The 16,726-nt window shown below is 46.0% G+C and carries 15 protein-coding genes; 2 read left to right on the forward strand and 13 right to left on the reverse strand.

The features are described 5' to 3' along the window. Positions 1-2 precede the first annotated feature (2 nt). From DX060_RS09955 to DX060_RS10005, 11 genes are read right to left on the reverse strand one after another with little or no spacing between them, the layout of a single operon-like run. Positions 3-764 (reverse strand): metal ABC transporter ATP-binding protein, encoded by a 762-nt coding sequence (locus tag DX060_RS09955; RefSeq protein ID WP_115012405.1) that lies wholly within the window; start codon positions 762-764, stop codon positions 3-5. Next, positions 764-1,633 carry a metal ABC transporter solute-binding protein, Zn/Mn family gene (locus tag DX060_RS09960; RefSeq protein ID WP_115012406.1) on the reverse strand — a complete coding sequence of 290 codons (870 nt, stop codon included), beginning with the start codon at positions 1,631-1,633 and terminating at the stop codon, positions 764-766. Before DX060_RS09960 ends, DX060_RS09955 begins: the two co-directional genes overlap by 1 nt. Then, positions 1,630-2,955, reverse strand: coding sequence for an SH3 domain-containing C40 family peptidase (locus tag DX060_RS09965; RefSeq protein WP_115012407.1), 1,326 nt, complete (start codon positions 2,953-2,955; stop codon positions 1,630-1,632). Before DX060_RS09965 ends, DX060_RS09960 begins: the two co-directional genes overlap by 4 nt. After that, a complete protein-coding gene (locus DX060_RS09970) occupies positions 2,955-3,314 on the reverse strand; it encodes an arsenate reductase family protein (RefSeq protein WP_115012408.1) in 360 nt (119 codons plus the stop codon). Before DX060_RS09970 ends, DX060_RS09965 begins: the two co-directional genes overlap by 1 nt. Continuing rightward, positions 3,299-3,820 carry a low molecular weight protein-tyrosine-phosphatase gene (locus tag DX060_RS09975; RefSeq protein ID WP_115012409.1) on the reverse strand — a complete coding sequence of 174 codons (522 nt, stop codon included), beginning with the start codon at positions 3,818-3,820 and terminating at the stop codon, positions 3,299-3,301. The genes DX060_RS09970 and DX060_RS09975 overlap by 16 nt, the downstream gene beginning before the upstream one ends. Continuing rightward, positions 3,820-4,692, reverse strand: coding sequence for a hypothetical protein (locus tag DX060_RS09980; RefSeq protein ID WP_115012410.1), 873 nt, complete (start codon positions 4,690-4,692; stop codon positions 3,820-3,822). Before DX060_RS09980 ends, DX060_RS09975 begins: the two co-directional genes overlap by 1 nt. Positions 4,693-4,710: 18 nt before the next feature. Beyond that, positions 4,711-5,943 carry an N-acetylmuramoyl-L-alanine amidase family protein gene (locus DX060_RS09985; RefSeq protein ID WP_115012411.1) on the reverse strand — a complete coding sequence of 411 codons (1,233 nt, stop codon included), beginning with the start codon at positions 5,941-5,943 and terminating at the stop codon, positions 4,711-4,713. A 6-nt stretch (positions 5,944-5,949) separates the two neighbouring features. Beyond that, entirely contained in the window at positions 5,950-7,041 is a 1,092-nt protein-coding gene (locus tag DX060_RS09990; RefSeq protein WP_115012412.1) for a nitronate monooxygenase, read from the reverse strand. A 9-nt stretch (positions 7,042-7,050) separates the two neighbouring features. Beyond that, the gene (tyrS, locus tag DX060_RS09995; protein WP_115012413.1) at positions 7,051-8,277 is read right to left on the reverse strand and encodes a tyrosine--tRNA ligase; all 1,227 of its coding nucleotides are present in this window, start codon (positions 8,275-8,277) and stop codon (positions 7,051-7,053) included. A gap of 11 nt (positions 8,278-8,288) precedes the next feature. Continuing rightward, on the reverse strand, positions 8,289-10,430 hold the full coding sequence (locus tag DX060_RS10000) for a RelA/SpoT family protein (protein ID WP_115012414.1): 2,142 nt from the start codon (positions 10,428-10,430) through the stop codon (positions 8,289-8,291). A 31-nt stretch (positions 10,431-10,461) separates the two neighbouring features. Then, positions 10,462-10,677 carry a DNA-directed RNA polymerase subunit omega gene (locus tag DX060_RS10005; RefSeq protein WP_115012415.1) on the reverse strand — a complete coding sequence of 72 codons (216 nt, stop codon included), beginning with the start codon at positions 10,675-10,677 and terminating at the stop codon, positions 10,462-10,464. Between the two features lie 94 nt (positions 10,678-10,771). Here DX060_RS10005 and DX060_RS11590 point away from each other — a divergent pair, with 94 nt between their 5' ends. Continuing rightward, complete coding sequence (locus tag DX060_RS11590) at positions 10,772-12,775, forward strand: CCA tRNA nucleotidyltransferase (RefSeq protein WP_181814308.1); 2,004 nt, start codon at positions 10,772-10,774, stop codon at positions 12,773-12,775. A gap of 9 nt (positions 12,776-12,784) precedes the next feature. Continuing rightward, positions 12,785-13,363: a ribonuclease HII gene (locus DX060_RS10020; protein WP_115012416.1), complete on the forward strand. Its 579-nt coding sequence runs from the start codon at positions 12,785-12,787 to the stop codon at positions 13,361-13,363. Here DX060_RS10020 and DX060_RS10025 read toward each other — a convergent pair. Beyond that, on the reverse strand, positions 13,338-15,134 hold the full coding sequence (locus tag DX060_RS10025) for a hydrogenase small subunit (protein ID WP_115012417.1): 1,797 nt from the start codon (positions 15,132-15,134) through the stop codon (positions 13,338-13,340). The genes DX060_RS10020 and DX060_RS10025 overlap by 26 nt on opposite strands. 170 nt (positions 15,135-15,304) lie before the next feature. Continuing rightward, the gene (locus DX060_RS10030) at positions 15,305-16,660 is read right to left on the reverse strand and encodes a UDP-glucose dehydrogenase family protein (protein ID WP_115012418.1); all 1,356 of its coding nucleotides are present in this window, start codon (positions 16,658-16,660) and stop codon (positions 15,305-15,307) included. Positions 16,661-16,726: the final 66 nt, after the last annotated feature.

Below are 16,726 nucleotides of genomic sequence, written 5' to 3' on the forward strand. Positions count from 1 at the left end.
TCTCACTTCTCCTTAGACTTGGCACAAAGTTTGTCAAATAAATCGACTTCGCAAATATGCCCCCAAATATCACCTTGTGTATCTAGGGCACTTTGCATTCTAGGAATCGTGTGTTCAATGACCTTTTTATCCACAAATAGCGCACGATTGGCGTAACCTAACAAGACCGATATGTGATGACTGATAAGGATTATAGTATGAAAATTGTTAATTTTTTTTAAACTTTTGTAAATTTGTATTTGCATTTTTGTATCGATACTTGAAGTAGGCTCATCTAAGACAAGTAGCCTTGGCTCTCCGCATAATGCCCTAGCGATCAGCACTCTCTGCCTTTGCCCTCCGCTTAGCTCTGCGATAGCATTACGCGCTAAATGCGCTATCTCTAGCTTCTCTAGTGCTTCTAGGGCTTTGTGCTTTTGCGCCTTTGTCGCACGGAAGCCAAAGATTCTAGGCTCCATAAAGCCCATTAGCACCACATCAAGCACGCTAATGGGAAAATCTACATTGATACTTGTGTCTTGTGGCACATAGCCGATAAGACTTTTTGCGTGGTATATGCTTGGATTTGGGTAGATAATCTCCCCAGAGCAGGGCATAAGCAGCCCGATAAGCAGCTTGACAAGCGTGCTTTTGCCCCCTCCATTTGGACCAATCACTGCTAAAAAATCATTTTCATACACGCTAAAGCTCACATTTTCTAAAGCATTGTGTTGCATACCATCATAGGCAAAATGCAGATCCTCACAGCGCAGAATCTCGCGCATTACTGCTCCTTAATCTTGTGCGCAAAGGCATAGAGGCTCTCTTCCCAATTCTCATTTAGGGAGTCTAGAATCTCCACATTTAAGCCAAGTGTTTTAGCGATGGATTCTGCGCGCTCTTTGTCAAACTGCGGCTGGATAAAGAGTGTGCGGATACGCTTTTGCTCTACAATTTTTGGCAAGCGGTTTAATGCCTTTAGCTTAATCTCCTTGCCATCTTCTTCTAGGGCAATTTCTTCAAGCCCAAATTCTTGTGCCAAATACCCAAATGCCGGATGTATCACCAAAAATGCCCTACCCTTTTGCTCTTTTAAAATTGCCCCTAGATCACGCTGGATTCTATCGATTCTAGCGAATAACGCGGCGAGATTCTTTGCATAGCTATCTTTATAAGCAGGGTTAATGGCACAAAGACGCTCATACATAGCTTGCGCCTTAGGCTTGGCGAGCTTTAGTGAAAGCCAAATATGCGGATCGTGGGCGTGAGTGCTAGAATCCACTTTTGTATGTGTGTGCTCATCGTGCCTATCGTGATCTAAAACTATATGCGCAAGATCGACATAAAGCAAGGCGCGATTAGTGCTTGCTAGACGCGCTTGCAAACTAGCCTCATAGCTCATACCCACGCCAAAAAATACTGCTGCTTGCATAAATGCTCGCGCTTGGCTGGGCTTAGGCTCATAAGTCTCAGGCGATACATCAGCTGGCACCACACTTCTTACCTCCACGCTATCGCCTGCAATCGCACGCACAAAATACGCTTGCGGCGGCACACTCACTAGCACAAGCGGCTTTTGCTCTGTGCTAGGCTCTGCTCCAATGCCACTAAGCCCCATAAACAGCGCAAACACGCAATATCTAATAATCATCATTGTGGATTCTCCAATAAGTCATAAAAATTAGTAATACCTGTAACCCTATCAATCAAAAGTTTTTTAGAAAATGCACCATTATGCTCCTTGCCAGCATAAAGACTTGTGATCACCACGCCTCCTAGCATATTTTTATACCTCCTAAAGAGTGTAGAGGTCTTCACACTCCACGCGCTGTGTGCTACCATAGCCCGCCCTTCATACTCGCCAATATAGAGCATAATATGCCCCTTTAGATAAAGCACACTGCCAAAAGGCACGCCGTGCTCTATGATGTAACGCTCCTTTTGCTTGCGAGATAAATGCGAGAGATCTTGCATACTCTTTTTTACCTGCGCTTGGGCAAGAGAATTTCTAGGAAGATATAGCCCATAATTAGCAAAAATATCGCGGATAAACGCCGAGCAATCTCTGCTTGCTAGGTAGCCGCCCCAGCCATATTTGTCTCCTAGCATTGTGTTGATAAGATCTGCGCTGCGAGCTTGGCTAAAGTCCCTAGGGAAGCTTGCTATATCTCTTGCGGCGATACTAGATTCTACTAATTGCGCCTTGCCCTGCATATCGCGCATTGGCACTAGCACTATATCGCGCTCTTTTAGGCTTTTTACCACGGGGAGGATCTGCCCTACTCGCGCATTGGCAAGAAACTTGCCCTTATGATAGAGGGGGATATTATCGCGCTCTGGCAGGATATAAGAAGACTTTTTTAGCCGCGCGATTTGCTTCTCATCAATTAGCCCCACACTATTTACTAGAATCCACCCAGCCACAAAGCCGCTCTCTATATGCGCCCAACGCTTGGTCGTATCATAGTGTGTAATCAGCACAGGCGTGCCAGCAAAAATCCACGAATTCTGCCATTGATCAAAGGGGAAGTCATCTTCTGTATCAAAGCGCATTTTTTCACTAGGCACGACACGGACATTGGTAGCTTGCGTGATAATCGCCTTTTGCGCAACACTAGGATAGCGCGCAATATCCATAGATTCTAAAATGCTTTGCGTAAATTCCTTGGTATTAGGCAGGCGATTCTCGCCAAATCCGGGCTTACTGCGTAAAGAGCCTTGCACCCAAAACACGCTTTTGACATCAGGGTTTGGCTTGGCAGACCAGGGGGAGAAATGCGCTTGTAGATAGGCTTCTTTTATCGCTTTTGCATTGCTAGGGTGCTTTGATACGCTATCATTGCTAGGCAAAACATAAAATCGTGCATCTTGCGGATATGCACTCACATCTTTTGCTATGGTGGTTACCTGCTTTTTGGCACAGCCTAGCATAAGGCTAGCAAGCACACATAGGATCAAAAAGTGGATTCTAGCCATTAGCCAAATACCTCTGCCAAGCGACTTTCATCAAAGCCCACAAGCACTTGCTTCTTGCCTGAATGTGTATAGACAATCACAGGGCGTTTGATAAGCAGCGGATACTCTAGCATTGCGTGGAGCTTTTGCTCTTGCGATAAATCCTGCGCCTTTAGCCCAAGCTTTTTATAAGTCGTGCCTTTGGTGTTTAGCAGCACTTCTGTCCCTACTTGCTCCGCAAGCCACGCTAAAAAAGTGGATTCTAGCGGCGTGGTCTTTACATCAATAAACTCATACGCAATCCCCCTAGAATCCAAATATTTGCGTGCCTTTTGCACACTGCCACAAGCCTTGATCCCATACACTACAATCTCTTCCATACACCACTCCTTGAATAAGACAAGCTAGCTAGCAAATTACTTATACCACTTTGCAGCATTGCAAATACTTTCGCAAAGCCATCTGCCCCACCATAGTAGGGGTCTGGCACTTCTGCGCCATCTAGTCCAAAATCCCCCAGCAAGGCGATTTTATCACTCTCAAATCCCATAGCTATAAGCGTAGCATAATTGCTCCTATCCATAGCCACTAGCAAATCCACATCGCTATGGGCATAGAGGCTTACTTGCTTGCTTGTGTAATGCGCTATATCAATGCCATTTTCTCGCGCAATAGCAATGGAGCGAGGGTCGATGGGATCGCCATTATGAAAGCCAGAAGTCCCAGCTGATGAAAACTCTAGCTTTGGGGCGTTAGCGTGGGGCTTATACAAGGCATTGGCAATGCCCTCTGCTAGCGGCGAGCGGCAGATATTCCCCAAGCACACAAAGACGATCTTCACCCTTTCTTGCTCTCTTAAATGCGCAAAAGTGGATTCTAGCTTCATTATCGCCCCTTTTTTAATAAGCTTTTTAAGCTGCTAGGCTTGATATTTCCGTGCAGTGAGGCATACATCCACTCGCCACACCACGCCATAAGCCCGATGAGAAGAAACATCGTGCGCGTGTTGGTATAATCAGCTTGTGCGATGATTTTAGAGCATAAACAAAACACCACCACCCCCACCACAAGCCAGAGCAAATTGGCATACTCATAGAATCCAAATAGCTCTTTATTACGATATAGCACTACCACCACACACAAAAACCCAAAGTAAAATAGCCATAAATCAATATATAAAAGTGGATTAGACTTGCCATAATAGGGCTGTATCGCATAGGCAAAAAGCACAAATAATGTCGTATTGATACTTGGCATATAGGCACTAAGCCACTCGCCCCATTTGTTAAAGATATTTAAGCGGATCTTGCACGCAGGCAGAGCAAGCGGGAGCAAGATAAAGCACACATACACAAACACATACACGCTAATATCAGCAATCTTCCACAAAACCACCCCGCCAAGCGTATCGCTAAAGGCATAAGCGATCTCATCGGGCTGATTTTGCATAATGCTTTGAGCAATACGAAATACCAGCACAAGCAAAGCCACCAAGCCGATGATAGATGCCGCGACCTTTTCTGTTGTATTGTGCTTTTTGCGACGGATAGAATACACGATAAACACCACGCACATCGCCACAAAGCACACAAGCAGTAAATCACTTGTAAAGTCATACGCCCTATGTGGATAAGAAAACACCAAAAAAAGCTGCGAAAATGTCGAGCTAAGGCTTGATACAATCAACGAAAGCAATACAAACACGACAAAAAAGAAAAACACCGAAGAAAAGATAATTTTACTCTCAACACCCTTCATTCACAATCCTAGCATAGCTTAAAAATTTTTTGCGACAAATCCATCTATCCCATCAGCAATCCCCTTGGCTAGATCTTTTTGATAGGCATCATTATTTAGTCGTGGGGCTTCAATCGGGCTAGAATTATACCCTATTTCTATCAACACCGATGGCATTAACGCCCCAGCCAACACCCAAAATGGACCCTCTCTCACACCGCCATCTGTGATGCCTTGATAATTCTGGCGCAGCTTTTTTAAAATCCCATATTGTATGTCGATAGCAAGCTTATTTGAGGCAAGCAGGCGATGAGAGTTAAGCGAGTTTAAGAAAGTCTGCTTAGAAAAATAATTCATCACATCAATATCATCTTTGTTTTCTTGCTCGGCGACATCGCGGGCGCGATCGCTTCTAGCCGTTGATAGGAAGTAGGTCTCCACGCCTTTGGGGGATTTTTTGGTTGTTTTGGGGACAGAGTTAGCGTGGATTGAGACAAACAAATCCGCATTTTTGGCATTCGCAAAATCGGTGCGCTCTTTGAGATTAAGATAAACATCTTTATCGCGTGTCATATAGGTGATATAGCCGCGCTTTTTTAGCTCCTTGTTCAAATGTGTAGCAACCTTTAGCACGATATGCTTCTCGCATACTTTTGTAACCCCAAGCGTGCCGCAATCCTTACCCCCGTGCCCGGGATCAATCACGACTTTGTAGCCTTTTTTAGGCTTTACCACGGGGCTTGTTGTGGGCTTTGGCGAAGGTGCTGGCGGAGTAGATTTTGGCGGGGTGGGGTTTGATGAAGCTGGCTTTGGCGGGGTGGATTCTACTGGCTTTTGGGGTGCAGGGGGGGCTTTGGGTGATTCTTGCTTAGATTCTTGCTTGGGTGGATTTGGCTTAGGCTGGGGCTTGGGGGATTCTGGAATTTTATCAACAAAGGATAGATAGAGATTGTTTTGCATAAGTTTGATTTGATAGACTAAGCCATTGCCATTAGTGATGACAAAACGCGTGATTTGCGGGGTGTTTTGTGCGATGGTTACTTGGGCATTACGGGGGAAGAAATACACCTTTTTGCCATTATCTAGCACGGCTTTTATATCAATATACACAGCATTGCTAGAGATTGCAACAGGCGTTAAAGCAAGATCCTCAACGCTTGAAGAAAATATGACCTTTAGGCTACTTGCGCCAAATGGGATAGAGTTTGTGATATGGAGTGCTTGAGCCTTGGCGATACAAATGCCTAACACAAAGACAAAAACTCGCCACACCCACTACTACCCCTGCGTGAGTTCTTCTATAAGCTCTTTTACACTGATGATTTTTTGGATTCTATATCCATTCGCGCCGCTAAAATACAGCCCTTCTGCCTTATCACCCAAATGCCCCTTACCCAAGCTATCGGCGATACAATAGCCCACTTTTTTTGCCTCTACACCTCTATGGCAAGGCGCGACACAATTACTCACACACTGCACCTTTGGGGCATTGCCCTCTTCTAGTCGCTTTAACACGCCTATGCGCAACGCCCTAGCAGGATAGCCCACAGGGGATTTCACAAGCTCAATATCTGCTTCTTGGATATGGGGCATAATCTCTTGATACGCCTTAGCATCGCACTCCTTCGTGCCTAAAAAGCGTGTCCCCATCTGCACGCCGCTTGCCCCAAGTGAGAGAAACTTATCAATATCATCTCTATCCCACACGCCACCTGCTGCTATGACAGGGATATTGCCCCAATTTTTCGCTTCTTGGACGATTTGTGGGACAATGGATTCTAGCTGAAACTCCGGCTTAAAGCAGTCTTCATACTTAAAGCCCTGATGCCCTCCACTTAGAGGTCCCTCCACCACGACTGCATCTGGGACACGCTTATACCGCTCCTCCCAACGCTTGCAAATAATCTTTAATGCCTTGACAGAAGAGACAATAGGCACGAGAGCTACATCGGGGAAATTTTTGGTAAATTCTGGCATATTTGTAGGCAGCCCAGCTCCTGTTACAATGATATTTGCCCCAGCCTCGCACGCATCGCGCACCACGCGCCCATAGTCATTGATCGCGTGCAAGATATTTGCACCAAGTGGATTGCTACCACAAATCTTACGCGCATTGGCAAAGATCTCATTCAAAGCGGTTTTGGAGTAGAAATTTATCGTCTCAAAGGGCTTATTATGCACAAGCTTTTCGACAAAGTGCATTTTCTTATAATATCCCGTGCCAACAGCAGAGATAATGCCAAGCGCACCTTCTTTGGCGACATTGCCAGCTAGCTCATCCCAGCTTATCCCCACACCCATACCACCTTGAAAAATGGGGATTTTTATCGTGTGTTTGCCTATTTTTAATGGTTGCAAAGGTTTTCTCATCTTTGTTCCTTATCGTATAATAGCTTTTAAAAACCTACGCTTACCGATTTGAATGATGTATTCTCCGCTTGTAAGCTTGAGATTTTCATCAACGATCTTTTGCTGATCAATCTTAAGTGCGCCTGCTTGTATATCTCGCCTAGCTTGAGAGGTAGAAGAGCAAAGCCCACCATCTTGTAGCACCTTGCAGATCCACACACCAGAGTCAAACTCTTTTGTCGCAATCTCACTTGGCATCTCCCTTTGAGCAAAGACCTTTTCAAACTCTATCTGTGCAGATTCTGCGATACTCTCATCATAGAATCTAGCAGTAATCTCAAAAGCCAATGCCTGCTTCACAGCCTTTGGGTGCAAGCTTCCTAGCTCTACGCCCTCGCGCAAAGATTGCAACTCATCTAGCGATTTACTACTCAAAAGCTCATAATATTTCCACATAAGCACATCAGAAACGCTCATTATCTTAGCATACATTGTATTAGGATTTTCTGTAACACCAATGTAATTCCCCAGAGACTTGCTCATTTTCTGCACACCATCTAGCCCTTCTAACAAAGGCACTGTTAAAACAGACTGCTCTTTAGCAAGTCCATAGGCTCGTTGCAAGCTACGCCCCACGAGCAAATTAAACTTCTGGTCATTGCCCCCTAGCTCAATATCACAATTAAGCGCGACAGAATCATAGCCCTGCAAAAGCGGGTAGATAAACTCAATAATACTAATAGGGAGATTCTCTCTATATCGCTTAGTAAAATCATCGCGCTCAAGCATTCTTGCCACAGAAAACTGCGCTGTAAGCTGCACTAGCCCAGCAGTCCCAAGCTCGCTAATCCACGCAGAGTTAAAGCACACTTCTGTATATTTAGGATCTAGCACCTTAAACACCTGCTCCTTGTAGGTTGTAGCATTTTGCTCTACTTCTTGGCGAGAGAGTTGCTTGCGCGTTTGTGTTTTGCCACTTGGATCGCCAATAGTCGCTGTAAAATCCCCGATAAGAAACTTCACATCACCGCCATAGCGTTGAAAAGTCGCAAGCTTTGATAAAAGCACCGTATGTCCCAAATGCAAGTCCGGCGCAGTAGGATCAAACCCAGCCTTTACAATAAACCGCTCTCCTGTGGTATAAAACCGCTCCACAAGACTTGCGATATACTCCTGCCCGATAAACTCACTAGCCCCACGCGCGACTTCTTGCATAGCTTGCTGGGTATTAGCTTTAATCTCTTGTGGCGACAACATCACTTTCCCTTTCAATTTTGATACGCATCGTTAAAATTCGCAAAATCTATAATAGCAAACTTGCTTGATAATAGCTCTTTTATGCGTTTATGGCTCTTATCTGCCACATCAAAGACAATCTCACAATAAAGCGATGGAGCCTGCCTATCATAGCCACAATAACTGATCCCTATCACATTGCAATGCTCTTTTGCCAGCACGGATAAAAACGCCACCAATGCACCTGCCCTATCCTCCAAAGATACGATGACTTTATATGCCTTTTTACTCACCTGCACCCATTTAGCAAAGACCATCGGCTCGCCATTGCTGATTGCCTGCCCTAGCTTATCACAAAGCTTGTGGTGGATAATAGCCTTTTGATTACTAAGCACTGCCATCATCGCATCGCCATATTTTGGGCGACAGCAGTAGTCAAACGCCACGCCATTGATCGTGCGATTGCTCACAAAGATAAAGTTTTCTAGCTGGATACGCTTTGGAGCTAGGACATTGAAGCGCATTTTTGCAAACCAATTCCCAAAGCTCTGCGTGATCGCAGTGTATTGCTCCTGCAAATACTCTTCATCATACACACATCTTGCAAGATTAGAATCCAAATTGCGCATAGACAAATAGCGTGCAAACACAGCAGGATCTTTGCTAAAAATCGTGGCTAAAATATTCACCCCAGCCTTTTTCTCTATCTCTTTTAGGCGGTTTTGCGCTTGGGTTTTTAGGTGGTTTTTGGCTTTAGAGGTTTTGACCATATCGATCCAAGTGTATTTGGGCATTTCACTAGGATCGCTAACGATTTTGACAATATCACCAGATTTTAGCGTTTGTAGCAGTGATACTTGCTGATTGTTGATATACGCACTCTTAGCCTGATCGCCAAGCTCACTATGGATTAGATAGGCAAAATCCAGCACCACCGCTCCAGCCGGGAGGCTAAAGGTATCGCCGCTAGGGGAGAAGACAACAATATCTTCTCGATATAAGTCATTTTTGGCAAGCTCGTAAAACTCTTCAATATCGTTGTTTTGGTATTGGAGATTTTGTAGCCACTCAAGGCTTGGGGCGATCACACCATCGCTTTTATATTTCCAGTGCGCTGCTACACCAAATTCTGCGTTTTTATGCATATCAAAGGTGCGGATTTGCACCTCAAAGACACGCGATTTATCAAAGATAGTCGTATGGATCGTTTGGTAGGCATTTTCTTTAGGTAGGGCGATATAGTCCTTAAAGCGCGAGATGATAGGCTTAAACGCCAAATGCACCAGCCCTAGAATCTTATAGCAATCAATCGTAGTCTTTACGAGAATCCTAACTGCTAGCAAGTCCAGAATCTCATCGATCCCAACGCCCTTGCGCTGCATTTTTAGATAGATAGAATATGGTCGCTTGATCCTGCTCTCTAGCACAAACTGCCCTTGGTCAAAGCCGTGCTGCAAAAGTAGCTGCTGGATTTTGTTTTCAAACTCATTGAGCTGCAAAAACAAGGGCTGATTGTTGTTTTTCAAAAAATCTTGGATTTTGGCATACTCTTGGGGAAAGATATATAAAAAGCTTTTATCTTCTAGCTCATTTTTAATACTAGAGATCCCTAAGCGGTGGGCGATTGGCGCATAGACGACAAGCGTTTCCTTTGCCTTGCGCTGCTGCTTTTCCACGCTCAATGCCCCAAGTGTTAGCATATTATGCAAGCGATCACAGATTTTTATCACAAGCACGCGTGGGTCATTGACTGCGGCAATAAGCATTTTTCTAAAAGTAAGTGCCGCTACGGCTAGGCGTTGATTTGCGATCTTATCATCAAGCTCTTCGGCTTGGATTTCATCGATTTTGGTAAGCCCATCTACAAGCTGGGCGACAGACTCACCAAAATCCACTCTCACGCTATCAAGATCAATATCCGTATCTTCTACCACATCGTGCAAAAGCGCGGCGCATACCATCGCCTCATCGCCACCATAGAATGCCACCAAGCACGCCACACACAGCGGATGCACAATATAAGGCTCGCCTGTTTGGCGAAACTGCCCTTCGTGGCTCTTTTGCGCACAGACAATCGCGCTTTGGATACCCTGTGTGATCTCACACAGACTAGAGAGCAGTGCCTTTGCTTGGGAAAAAGTCTTTAGCTCTTGGACTTGTGTGAAAATTTCCAAATGCCACTCCTACACACCCATCGCGCTATCACTAGTCTAAATTATCAATCCGCTCTAAAACAAGCTTCCCTTCAGCGATTTCACGCATAGCGACATCTGCCAGCTTTTCAAGCTTGATATTTGCTCCAACGAGATTTGGTGCGCCATTATTAAGCTGCTTCACACGCTTAAAAATCATATTTGCAAGCACATAGCGATCATTATTGACTCGCTCCAAAGCTTTTGCTGCGATTTGTTCTGTCCTCATACTTTATCCTTGCTACTTTAAAGTTTATAAAACTTTCATTGTATAATAAATCTCCTTAAACTCTACATTGCTATTATAAATTATAAAGGCTTCTATGCGCATCGCTACACCCCCTATCGCAATCCCTGCAAATGTGCTAGACATCATCGATACTCTGCACACACATAGCTTCCAAGCCTTTGTCATAGGCGGCTGCGTGCGCGATAGCCTGCTAGGTCTCACGCCTAAAGATTGGGACATCGCCACCAATGCCACGCCACAGCAAATGCAAGCAATCTTTGCTAAAACGCACACGATCATCACACTAGGCGAGCGATTTGGGACGATCATACTCCTGCCCCATAGCACCACAAAGCCCCTTGCACAGCCTACCACAAAGCCCGCCCACACAAGCCCCACGCCAAATCCCCCCACCATAGAGATCACGACCTTTCGCCTAGAATCCACTTATAGCGACAATCGCCGCCCACACAGCGTTATCTATACAGATAATTTGCTACAAGATCTTATGCGCCGCGATTTTACCTGCAATGCCCTAGCCTATAATCCCCATTTGCGCCACAAGCACAGCTCCAATGAGCAAAAAGTGGATTCTAGTGCTTACGCGCTCTATCATCGCTATTTGCCCTATATCCGCGATGGGATTTGTGATTATACAAATGGGCTAGATGATCTTGCCACGCGCACATTAAGGGCAGTAGGCGATGCGAATGCACGATTTAGTGAAGATGCGCTGCGGATATTGCGGGCGTTGCGCTTCCAAGCCACGCTAGATTTTGCCCTAGAATCTAGCACACGCGCCGCCTTGCTTGCTAATGCCAAAAAGCTTGCCGCCATAAGCGCGGAGCGGAAGCAAGAAGAGTGGAGCAAGATCTTATATGCCCCGCACATCGCCAAAGCCCTTATCGGCTATGGCGCGGTGTGGGCAGAAGTGTTTGTGGAGTTTTCTAAGCCTTTAGTCACGCTGGATTTACGCCCAAGTGAGCGGATGATCGCCGCTCTTGCTACGCTAGAAGCTTTAAACAGCAGCAGGGATTCGGCTTTGTTTGGTGGGGATTCGGCTTTGCGCGATAAAGCAGGGAGTTTGTGGCTCGCTGCGTCGATAGACGCTCAAGTCTTATCTCCTTGCTCGCCACTGCACAACCCTACTTTCTCATCGCAAAACCTAGAATCCCAAAGCGGCTTTACAAAACAAGTGCAGAACCTAGAATCCACTTTTCAGCAAAGCTACCACAGCCCCACCGCAAAACAAGCGATAGCGGTGCAAGGCGAAGCCGCAGCAGGTTTCTTTAGAACTCCTAGAATCCTTGAAGAAGACGAGCGTGCCTCGTGTGAAAAAACTACCGACATTCAAAGCGTAGCTTCTTTAGAAAAAGTGGATTCTAGGGGCAACGCCCTTTTATCGTCATTGCGAGAAAATCCGCAAGGATTTTCGTGGCAATCCATACAAACAAAGACACAAAACCTAGAATCCATTTTTGAAAGCCCCACCGCAAATCAAAAGCAGCCGCAAAGTAAAAAAGTGGATTCTAGGGAAAAAGTGGATTGCTGCACCACTGCCGCAGCAGCTCGCAATGACAGAAAAATAGCCGCTAGTGAAAAAGTGGATTCTGGTCTTGCTCTGCGTTTAAGCCTGTGGTTTTACGCGCTAGATTCTAGCCTAGAGCAAGCCACAAGCTGCCTAAAAGCCCTGCGCTATAAATCACGCATTATTAAGCTCACCGAGCTGCTCCTATCCCACGCCAATCTCCCTAGCTCCCAAAGCCTAGAATCCACTAGAATCCTAGCTAAAACACTCGGGCTAGAGTCTCTTGCGCTCATTGCTACATTTCTAGCCACACTGCACGGCAAGCCCTATGCCGCGCCCCTATACACGCATATTGCAACAATCCAAGCACAAAATCTCTGCTACAATCGCACCTCCCTTGCGATAAATGGCAAGGACTTAGCCACAATCGCAGCGTGCTTAGGTATCGCGCTACACGGCAGAGAGATCGGCAGGCTTTTAGACACACTGCTAGATGAAGTGATTTGCTCTCATCTGCCAAACACCAAGCACGCGCTCTTTGCCCGTGCAAAAGAGCTAATCCAAGCATAAAGGAGTCTTATGGCACTAATTTGTGGGATTGATGAAGCAGGGAGAGGCTGTGTGGCTGGGTCGCTGTTTGTCGCGGGCTTTGTGTGTGATGACAATGAAGATCTCTTTGCCCTTGGCATAAAAGATAGTAAAAAGCTCTCGCGCTCCAAACGCTTTGCCCTAGAATCCACTTTGCGCGATAATTTTGCCACGCATATTGTGCAAAAATCCGCCGCGCAAATTGATACACAAGGCTTAAGTGCGTTGCTAAGAGATGCGCTACAAGAGATTATGGAGCATTTTGCCCCGCTGTGTGATCGCTTCATTTTTGATGGCAACACAAGCTTTAACGCCAAGCCCCCTAATGGCGCGCGACTAGAGACGCTAGTCCAAGGCGATATGCTTGTAGCAGCTATTTCTTGCGCATCGATTATCGCTAAATGCGCCAAAGATAGAGAAAGCCTAGAGCTAGATAAGCGATTCCCACAATATGGGCTAGCAAAGCACTGCGGCTATGGGACAAAGGCGCATTATGAAGCACTGCGCCACTATGGACTAAGCCCGATCCACCGCGCCAGCTTCCTTACGCGTCTTGGATTTGTGCGATGATGATCGTATGCTTTGTGTGCAGTGGCTTTGCTAATGCGCGCATAAAGGGCTTAGAAGTAGTCATTTTCCCGCACACATATATGCTCCCTTGTATCTGCCACTTTAGTAGCAAATCCGCAAACGCACTGCCTAGATCGCTTGCTATGCTAAAGCACACACCATAGCTATCTAGCCCACCTATGCGATAGGCAAGCATATTGTTTAAAGCCTTGCTAGAATCTAGTGTGATCATCTCGCTAGATTCTTTGCATTTAAATCCAAGCGGACTTATGTGCGGGTAGGCAAACTGCTCTGCCTTAGCCAAAAGCTCTGCCCCAGCTTGCGCTAGATCTTCTAAAGACTCTAACCCCTCTAATAGCCCATAGCACCCCCCAAGCCACGCGAGTAAATCATTAGTGCTATGGCTTGTAGTAGGTAGAGTGCGCACACGCGCAAAGCTAGATTCTAGATAGGTTTTGTAGTTTTGCGCTAAGCGCGATCCTTGCTTGCCCTTAGACTCTAGGGTGGAGAGCATTAAGGCTGGGTTTGCCTCCATAGCGGCTAGCTCATAGCGCATCAGCACAGGCTCTAGCGACTCTGTGGATTCTAGGCTTACACTAGAATCCACTTTTTGCACAGCATAAGACACCACACTAGAATCCAAATCAAGCAGCACGCCACCATTTATCCGCACTTCTTCAAGTAGCGCACTCTCATCGCGATAGGCTACTTCTGTGATACGAGGCTCTAAGCGTGGCGGAAATTTTGGCACAAAGCCCTTAATACTCTCATTGCTTATGGGCTTTTCAATTAGCCCAAAATTATCCCAGAAGTTTGGCTCACTGCAGCCTATGCAGCCGTGTCCTGCTTGCACGGGCCAGCTTGTCTTGGCGTTGAATTTCACCTTTGGGCAGTTATTAAACGAGTAGGGACCCTTGCAGCCTACTTTATACAAGCAATAGCCCTGTGCCATAGATGGATCATCAAAGCTCTGCACAAAATCCCCAGCAAGAAACGCCCCCCTGCGCTCGCATAGATCATGCACACTTTTAGCATACGCCCATAATGGTCGCTTTAGCTCATCAAGCGGCGGCAGCTCACCTAGCAAATATACATAGAGCAAATTCCCAATGATGTTTTTATCACTTGGGGGACAGCCGGGTATATGCATAATCTCTTGCGGGAACACCTCATAAAGAGCAAAGCTGTTGGTAGGATTAGGGTGGGCACTCTGTATCCCGCCATAGCTTGAGCAAGTCCCCACCGCAAGGACTGCTTGGGCGTGGGCGATTAGATGTGCGGCTTCTTCATAGCCACTTTTGCCAGCAAGGGTGATATATTGCTCTTGTGCGCCCATACTCACACTGCCTTCTACAAGCAAGATATAAGGCGTTTGCGAAATGGATTCTAGGACTTTTTGCGAGTTATGCCCACTTGCAGCTAGAATCAAGTCGTGATAATGCAGCTTAAATATATCAAAGATAAGCGTATCAAACCCGGGCTCTTCTGTGCGCAGCAAGCTCTCACTACACCCGGTGCATTCTTGCAAATGCAACCACACAAGCCGCATATCGCCCATATACTCCAAAATCTCCACACAGCAATCAAGCAGCTTGCTAGGCACGCCAATGAGTGCGAGATTTTTAGCAATCCACGCACGCGAAGTCTCATCGCTTAGAGTGGCACTTTTTACCTTGCTTTGGCGCAGTGATTCTAGGCGTGCTAGAAGCTTGTCTTCAAGGCTTAATAGTGGCTTGATAGTCGTTATATTTTGCGTGCTTGTGGCTTCCATACTCTCTCCTTGCTCTCAATCTATCTGCAATCTCCCTACTCTAGCTTGCCTACTTTAGCCCACTATCACACCCAAGCAATCTGTGGCAATCTATAAATCTAGATTCTCGTGTGCTACTACAACCTATCAAGATCCGCGATAGCGCACAACCCATAGCATCTAGCTAGAATCTAGTCTTGTGCTACGCTGGCACCGCTTACATCTCTTACGCCAATTTGGTGGTATTCAAAGCCCTTGGCGTGTAGATTGAGTGTGTGATAGATATTGCGCCCATCAAAGATTATGGGACATTTTAAGAGCTTTTTCATCTCATCAAAATCCGGGCTTCTAAACTCGCGCCACTCTGTAACAAGCACGAGCATATCGGCATTTTTTAGCGCGTCATATTTACTTGTAGCAAAAGTGATAGAATCCAGATGTTCTTGCAGATAGAAGCGTGCTTGCTCGGTGGCTTTGGGGTCATAAGCCTGGATCCTAGCTCCTTTGCTCACTAGCTCTTGTATCAGCACAATCGCACTTGCTTCTCGCATATCATCTGTCTCTGGCTTAAAGGCAAGCCCCCACACAGCGACAATCTTGCCTGCTAGATCTTGCCCAAATCTTGCGCAAATCTTTTGCACAAGCAAGCGTTTTTGCGCGTGATTTACTTGATCGATTGCTTGAAGGATTTTAGGCGTGTAGCCACTATCTAGGGCAGTTTTCTCCAAAGCCCTTACATCTTTTGGGAAGCAGCTCCCGCCATAGCCACAGCCCGGGTAAATGAAGCTATAACCTATGCGTGAGTCGCTACCTATGCCTTGGCGCACATCATTGATATTTGCCCCCACGCGCTCACAGATTTGACTCATCTCATTGATGAAGCTAATCTTTGTCGCAAGCATTGCATTTGCTGCGTATTTTGTCATCTCAGCAGATTCTATCCCCATAGCGATAAGCCGATCAGATTTGACCAAAAATGGCGCGTATAAAGAGCGCATAATCTCTAATGCCCTAGGTGAATCACTCCCTATCACCACACGATCCGGACTCATAAAATCCTTGATCGCCACACCCTCTTTTAAAAACTCTGGATTGCTCACGACATCAAAGGCTATGGCTTTTCCCCTAGATCCTAGAGCTTTGGCAATGATCTTTTTCACCTCTCTAGCAGTCCCCACAGGCACGGTGGATTTATCCACGATCACCGCATAGTCATTGATATGCTCGCCAATATCTTGCGCCACTAAACGCACGAAGCGTAAATCCGCACTCCCATCATCACCCATAGGCGTGCCAACAGCGATAAATATCACCTCTGCTTGTGCAAAAGCCTCTTGCTTAGAATCTGTGAAGATTAAAGTGCCTTTGGCTTGATTTTCTACAATCATCTCACCTAAGCCCGGCTCATAAATTGGCACAACGCCTTTTTGTAGCTTTGCAATCTTGTCTTTATCAATATCAAGGCAGATCACATCATTGCCCATCTGCGCGAAGCACGCCCCAGCCACTAAGCCCACATACCCACTACCAACAATACTAACTCTCATACACCAGCCCTACTCAAAGTTCTTAAAATCCAAAAAATAAGTGCGCATTATACTGGATAAACACCC

The organism is Helicobacter canis, assembly GCF_900451095.1.
GTDB classification, from domain to species: Bacteria; Campylobacterota; Campylobacteria; order Campylobacterales; family Helicobacteraceae; genus Helicobacter_B; species Helicobacter_B zhangjianzhongii.